The organism is Cryobacterium cheniae, from assembly GCF_004403395.1.
In the GTDB taxonomy this organism is placed as follows: Bacteria; Actinomycetota; Actinomycetes; order Actinomycetales; family Microbacteriaceae; genus Cryobacterium; species Cryobacterium cheniae.
This window is the reverse complement of sequence record NZ_SOGN01000002.1, coordinates 1-6,090: the sequence shown is the minus strand read 5'-3', so window position 1 is coordinate 6,090 and position 6,090 is coordinate 1. Positions and strand designations below refer to the sequence as shown.

Annotated in this window: 5 protein-coding genes; 2 read left to right on the top strand and 3 right to left on the bottom strand. The window is 73.0% G+C overall.

What is annotated here, in order from left to right; genetic code table 11:
- Both E3T23_RS00055 and E3T23_RS00050 read left to right on the top strand, forming a co-directional pair.
- A partial coding sequence (locus E3T23_RS00055; protein WP_134368383.1) for a M20/M25/M40 family metallo-hydrolase occupies positions 1-872 on the top strand: 872 nt, incomplete at its 5' end.
- A gap of 184 nt (positions 873-1,056) precedes the next feature.
- A complete protein-coding gene (locus tag E3T23_RS00050) occupies positions 1,057-2,313 on the top strand; it encodes an NRAMP family divalent metal transporter (RefSeq protein WP_241977460.1) in 1,257 nt (418 codons plus the stop codon).
- 151 nt (positions 2,314-2,464) lie between these two features.
- On the opposite strand, the gene E3T23_RS00045 is transcribed toward E3T23_RS00050, so the two are convergent.
- From E3T23_RS00045 to E3T23_RS00035, 3 genes are all read right to left on the bottom strand, one after another.
- Complete coding sequence (locus E3T23_RS00045; protein ID WP_134368382.1) at positions 2,465-3,166, bottom strand: GntR family transcriptional regulator; 702 nt, start codon at positions 3,164-3,166, stop codon at positions 2,465-2,467.
- Positions 3,167-3,292: 126 nt separating this feature from the next.
- Positions 3,293-5,053, bottom strand: a complete 1,761-nt coding sequence (locus E3T23_RS00040) for an acetyl/propionyl/methylcrotonyl-CoA carboxylase subunit alpha (RefSeq protein ID WP_134368381.1) — start codon at positions 5,051-5,053, stop codon at positions 3,293-3,295.
- Between the two features lie 115 nt (positions 5,054-5,168).
- Positions 5,169-6,090 (bottom strand): 5-oxoprolinase subunit C family protein (locus tag E3T23_RS00035; protein ID WP_134368380.1); only part of this gene is annotated, 922 nt, incomplete at its 5' end.

The window sequence follows — 6,090 nt, the reverse complement described above, 5'->3', positions numbered from 1 at the left end:
CGCGGGCCACCGGGGCCGAGGCTGCGGCGACCGGGCCGGCTGCGACCGGGCGGGAGGCGACCGGGCGGGCCGGGGCGGCCGTTCACTCGGGGGAGGCCGTCGCATCCGTTCTCGCCGGCGACGTCATCGTCACGCTCGTCGCCGACGAGGAATTCGGCAGCCTCGGCACGATGGAGGTGCTGCGCAGCTTCCGCGCCGACGCGGCGATCGTGGCCGAGCCGAGCGAGCTGTGCCTCACCCTCGCCCACCGGGGATTCGCGTGGTTCGAGGTGGAGCTCACCGGGCTCGCCGCCCACGGGTCCCAGCCCGAGCGCGGCGTCGACGCCATCGCGCATGCCGGGCTGGTGCTGCGCGCGCTCGACGAGCTGCGGTCGGAAATCGAGGCGGCGGCGGCGCATCCGCTGCTCGGACACGGCACCGTGCGGGTGTCGACCATCGCCGGGGGCACGGATGCCGCCACCGTCGCAGCCGCCTGCACGCTCACGATCGAGCGGCGCACGCTGCCCGGCCAGAGCCCCGACCAGGTCGAGGCGGAGCTCCGGGCGCTGCTCGAGCGACTCGCCGGGAACGTCGACGGGTTCCGGTTCCGGCTCAGCCGGCTGGTGGCGCGCGCGGCGTTCGAGGCGGATCCGGAGTGGCCGATCGTGCGACTGCTGGCGGAGCGGGCGACGGAGGTGCTCGGGCGCCGGCCGGAGGTGCGCGGCGAGCCGTTCTGGACCGATGCGGGCCTGCTGCACGAGGCGGGCATCCCCTGCCTGGTGGTGGGTGTGGACGGCGGCGGGGCGCACGCCGACACGGAGTGGGCGGACGCGGCATCCGTCGACGCGCTCACCGAGATTCTGACCCGCACGATCACCGACTTCTGCGCGTAGCCGGACCCCTGGCGATTCGCCCGTGCGGCCAATCGGTCGCCAATGAACCGCCCATGGCGACCATTCGAACGCACGCGCGGGCGCTCGAGGGACGGGGCAACGCTTTGGCTGATTGTTCGACAATATGTAGGCTGTGTCGACATCAGTGTCCGCCGCCGCTGACCGTCACAGAAGTGAGCGCCCCATGGCTTCCAACCTCGTACCGGCCCGGATTCGAGCCGCAACCGCCGGCGCGAAGAAGCGGCGGCGCGGCCCGCGCGAGGCGCAGCGCAGCGCACTCCTGGGCGCCATGTTCCTGATGGCGACCAGCGCCGTCGGGCCCGGCTTCATCGTGCAGACCACGAGTTTCACGGTGCAGCTCGGTGCGGCCTTCGCGTTCGCCATCCTGGTCTCGATCCTGGTCGACATCGCGGTGCAGCTGAACGTCTGGCGGGTGATCGGCGTCAGCGGCAAGCGGGCGCAGGAACTGGCCAACACCGTGCTGCCCGGCGCCGGCTGGTTCCTGGCCGCGCTGATCGGGCTCGGCGGCCTCGTGTTCAACATCGGCAACATCGCCGGAGCCGGCCTGGGCCTCAACGTGCTCCTCGGCCTCGACCCCAAGCTCGGCGGCATCCTCTCCGCGGCCGTGGCGATCGCGGTCTTCCTCAGCAAGCGGGCCGGGCTCGCACTGGACAAGATCGTGGTCGTGCTCGGGGCCGTGATGATCCTGCTGATCGCCTATGTGGCGATCGTGTCGCATCCGCCCCTCGGCCTCGCGGTCAAGAACGCGGTGCTGCCGGGCGACATCGACTTCCTCATCATCACCACGCTGATCGGCGGCACGATCGGCGGCTACATCACCTATGCCGGCGCACACCGCATGATCGACGCGGGTGTCACCGGCGCCGCCAACGTGCGGATCATCACCCGCAGTTCGGTGCTGGGCATCATCATCACGGGGGTGATCCGGGTGCTCCTGTTCCTCGCCATCCTCGGCGTGGTCGCCGGCGGCGTCGCCCTGACCAGCGACAACATGCCGGCGGAGGCCTTCCAGGCCGCGGCCGGAGACATCGGGTTCAAGCTGTTCGGCATCGTACTCTGGGCCGCGGCCCTGACCTCGGTGATCGGGGCCGCGTACACCTCGATCTCGTTCGTGACGAAGCCCACCACCTCGCCGCGCAGGCGCAGCGCAGCCACCGTGGTCTTCATCGTCGTGTCGACGCTGGTCTACACGCTGCTCGGCCAGGCGCCGGCGACGCTGCTGATCATGGCCGGCGCGGTCAACGGGCTGATCCTGCCCGTCGGCTTCGCCATCATCCTTTGGGTGGCCTGGCGCCGCCGGGACCTGCTCGGCGGCTACCTCTACCCGCAGTGGCTGCTGGGCATCGGTGTGCTCGCCTGGCTGCTGACGCTGTTCCTCGGCTACCAGTCCCTCGGCGGTCTCGCCACGCTCTGGGTTTGACGCCGGATGCCGCAAGCGGCTTCCACGCGACGGCATCCGCTCGCCCGGTTGTGAGCGTTTGCGCCCTCGTGACCGTGGTCTGAGTCAGCCCCCGTGCGTGTCCGGCTCAGCCTTCGAGCGGGCGGGAGATCGGTGCGGGGCGGCGGTACAGCTAACCGGCGGGCTCGGCCACGATGGACAGCAGCTGGGCCTCGGCGCGCTGCAGGTAGCCGGTGAGCAGGGCCGCGGCATCCGTCAACCGGCCGGCCGTCAGCAGCTCGACGATGCGGGCGTTGTCGTCGACGTAGGGGGCGTGGAAGGTGGCCTCCTCGCCCATCGAGTGGAAGACCAACCGCATCTCGGCGAGCACCTGCGCCATCAGCAGGTTGAGACGGTCGCTGCCGGCCAGGGCGACGACGGCGGCGTGGAACTCCTGGTTGGCGCCGGCCATGCCCGGGACCGACCCGGCGTCGCGGGCGTCCCGCGCGCGCGACACGGCCTGGCGCAGCCCGTCCAGCCGTGCCGGGGTGATCTCCCCGGCCGGCGTGAACGCCAGGGCGCCCGGCTCGAGGTAACGCCGCACCCGGTAGATTTCCCGGATGTCGTCGGCGGTGGGCCGGGCGACGAAGACCCCCCGGTTCGGAAAACGGGTGACCACCCGTTCGGTGCTGAGGGTCGCGAAGGCCTCGCGGAGGGTGTTGCGCGAGACGCCGAGCGCGTCGCAGAGCGCCTCCTCGGACAGCTTCGTGCCGGGCGGCAGGTGTCCGGCCGCGATCCGGTCGCGCAGAAGCCCCGACACCCACCGGCCGGTCTCGGCGTGCCGCGCCGTCGCGTTCTGGTGACGCAGGTCGGCGAGGGTCTCGGCGAGTGTCATGGTGCCCACGATACCGCCCGGTCCGAGGGGCTGTCCGAGGCCGGGCGGGCCGTTCCGGGTGTTACGGCGGGCGGACGGACCCGGGTGACGGATGCGCTCAGCCGCCGACCACAGTGACGGATGCGCTCAGTCCCCGATCGAGGCGACCGCGCTGTCCACCGCGACCGTGTCGCCGGGCTGCACCAGGTGGTCCCGCAGGGTTCCGCTGCGGTGCGCCACGACGATGGATTCCATCTTCATGGCCTCGAGCACGAGCACCGGGTCGCCCGCGGTGACGAGCGCACCGGAATCGACCAGCCACTTCACGACCGAGCCGCCCATGCTGGCCCGGAGGGTGTCCGGGTCTGCGGCGGGGGCTGAGGCCGGGCCGGCGTTCGGGCCGGCGGTCGAGCCGGTGGCCGGGCCGCCCCGCCCGCGCAGCAGGCCCTCGAGCAGGGCGGCAGGCAGGCCGAGGGCCATCCGTCGCCCGTCGACCTCGATGCTGACGGTGTGGCGAGCGGTCTCCGGCGGGACAGGATCGAACTGGGGGTCGCCGGGCAGCTCCTCGGCGAAGTCGGCCTGGATCCAGCCGGTGTGCACGCCGAGGTGGTCGGGCGCGGTGAACGCCGGCGCGGTGACCACGGCGCGGTGGAACGGCAGGACGGTGGGCAGGCCGGTGATCTCGAATTCGGTCAGGGCCCGCCGGGCGCGGCGCAGCGCCTGCTGCCGGTCGGCGCCGGTGACGATCAGCTTGGCGAGCAGGGAGTCGAACCGGTCGGACACGATACCGCCGGCCCTGACCCCGGAATCGACCCGGATGCCCGGCCCGGTCGGCACGGTGAAGGTCGCCACGGTGCCGGGGCACGGCAAGAACCCGCGCCCCACGTCTTCGGCGTTGATGCGGAACTCGAACGAGTGCCCGCGCGGCTCGGGGTCGGTGAAGACCGGAACCGTTCCGCCGGCGGCGATCTGCAGCTGCGCGAGCACCAGGTCGACGCCGCTGGTCTCCTCGGTGATCGGATGCTCGACCTGCAGCCGGGTGTTCACCTCGAGGAACGAGATGGTGCCGTCCTGCGCGAGCAGGTACTCCACGGTGCCGGCGCCGGTGTAGCCGGCGGCCCGGCAGATGGCCTTCGCCGAGGTGTAGATCTGCGTCTTCTGGGCGGGCGTGAGGAACGGTGCGGGTGCCTCCTCGACGAGCTTCTGGTTGCGGCGCTGCAGCGAGCAGTCCCGGGTGCCCACGACGATGACGTTGCCGTGTGTGTCGGCGAGGATCTGCGCCTCCACATGGCGGGGCTGGTGCAGGAACCGTTCGACGAAGCACTCGCCGCGGCCGAAGGCGGCCGTCGACTCGCGCACGGCCGAAGCGAAGGACTCCTCGATCGCATCCATGTCCCAGACCACCTTGAGGCCGCGCCCGCCGCCGCCGAAGGCCGCCTTGATGGCCACCGGCAGGCCGTGCTCGAGGGCGAAGGCGCGCACCTCGGCGGCGGACTCCACGGTGCCCTCCGAGCCGGCGACCAGGGGCGCTCCGACCCGGATGGCGATCTCGCGGGCGGAGACCTTGTTGCCCAGCACCCGGATCGCGGCGGGCGTCGGTCCGATCCACACCAGCCCGGCGTCGATCACGGCCTGGGCGAAGTCGGCGTTCTCCGAGAGGAAGCCGTAACCCGGGTGCACCGCGTCGGCGCCGGATTCCCGGGCGATCCGGAGTAGCTTGGCGACGTTGAGGTAGCTGTCGGCCGGGCTGTCCCCGCCGAGCGCCCAGGCCTCCGTCGCGGCCGAGACGTGCAGGGCGTCGGCGTCGACATCCGCGTACACGGCCACGGAGGCAAGGCCGGCGTCGTCGCAGGCGCGGATGATGCGCACCGCGATCTCGCCGCGGTTGGCGATCAGGACTTTCTGCATGGTTCGGCTCTCATTCGGGGGTGGAGTGCGGGCTCGTGCGGGGACTGCGCCGCTTCGCGCGTGGCGTGCCTGCCGCGCAGCGGCGCAGCCCCCGCGCAGCGCGTGAGGGCAGGCATCACGATGGAACCCGCGGGGTCGGCACGGGTGTGAAACGGATGCGCGCGCCCGTCGGCAGCTGCGCCGCGAGGTCGAGGTCGTCGGCGAGCACGACGCCGATCACCGGGTAGCCGCCGGTCACCGGGTGGTCGGCGAGGAACAGCACCGGCAGGCCCGACGGCGGCACCTGGATGGCCCCGCGGGCGGTGCCCTCGCTGGCCAGCTCGCCCGGCCGCGATCGGGTCAGCGGTTCGCCGGCCAGCCGCAGTCCGATCCGGTTCGACTGAATCATGACCGTCCACTCCTCCGCGCCGAGCCGGGCGACGGATGCCGGGTCGAACCAGTCCGCGCGGGGGCCCGGCACGAAGCGCAGCACGGTGACCTCGGCCGGGGCCGGCGGCGGGGTCTCCGGGTGGTGCACGGCGCTGCCCGGGGCGGGCGGCAGCATCCGGAGCACGGTTCCGGGGGCCAGCGGAGCCGGTCCGATGCCGCTGAGCGTGTCGGTGGACCGGCTGCCGAGCACCGGCGCGACGTCGATCCCGCCGCGGAAGGCGAGGTAGCTGCGCACGCCGGAGCGGGGGGTTCCGAGCGACAGGGTCTGCCCGGCGAGGAGGGAGACGGCGGAATCCATCGGCAGCTCGCGGGGCCGGCCGGCGGCATCCGTCACCGTGAGCGGCCGAACGGCCCCGGTGACGGCGATCACCTGGTCGGCCAGGGCGGTCAGCGACAGGCCGCCGAGGGCGTTCTCGAGCACGGCGGCCGTGGCCGGATTGCCGACGACCCGGTTGGCGCGCCGCAGGGCGCCGCGGTCGAGGGCGCCCGATCCGGTCACGCCCTGGTCGGCGTGGCCGGGGCGGCCGAGGTCCTGCACGGTCGTCTGCGCGCCGGGAGAGAGCACGCGGATGCCCGTGGCGGGGGCCGCGCTGGACGCGTCGGGGGCG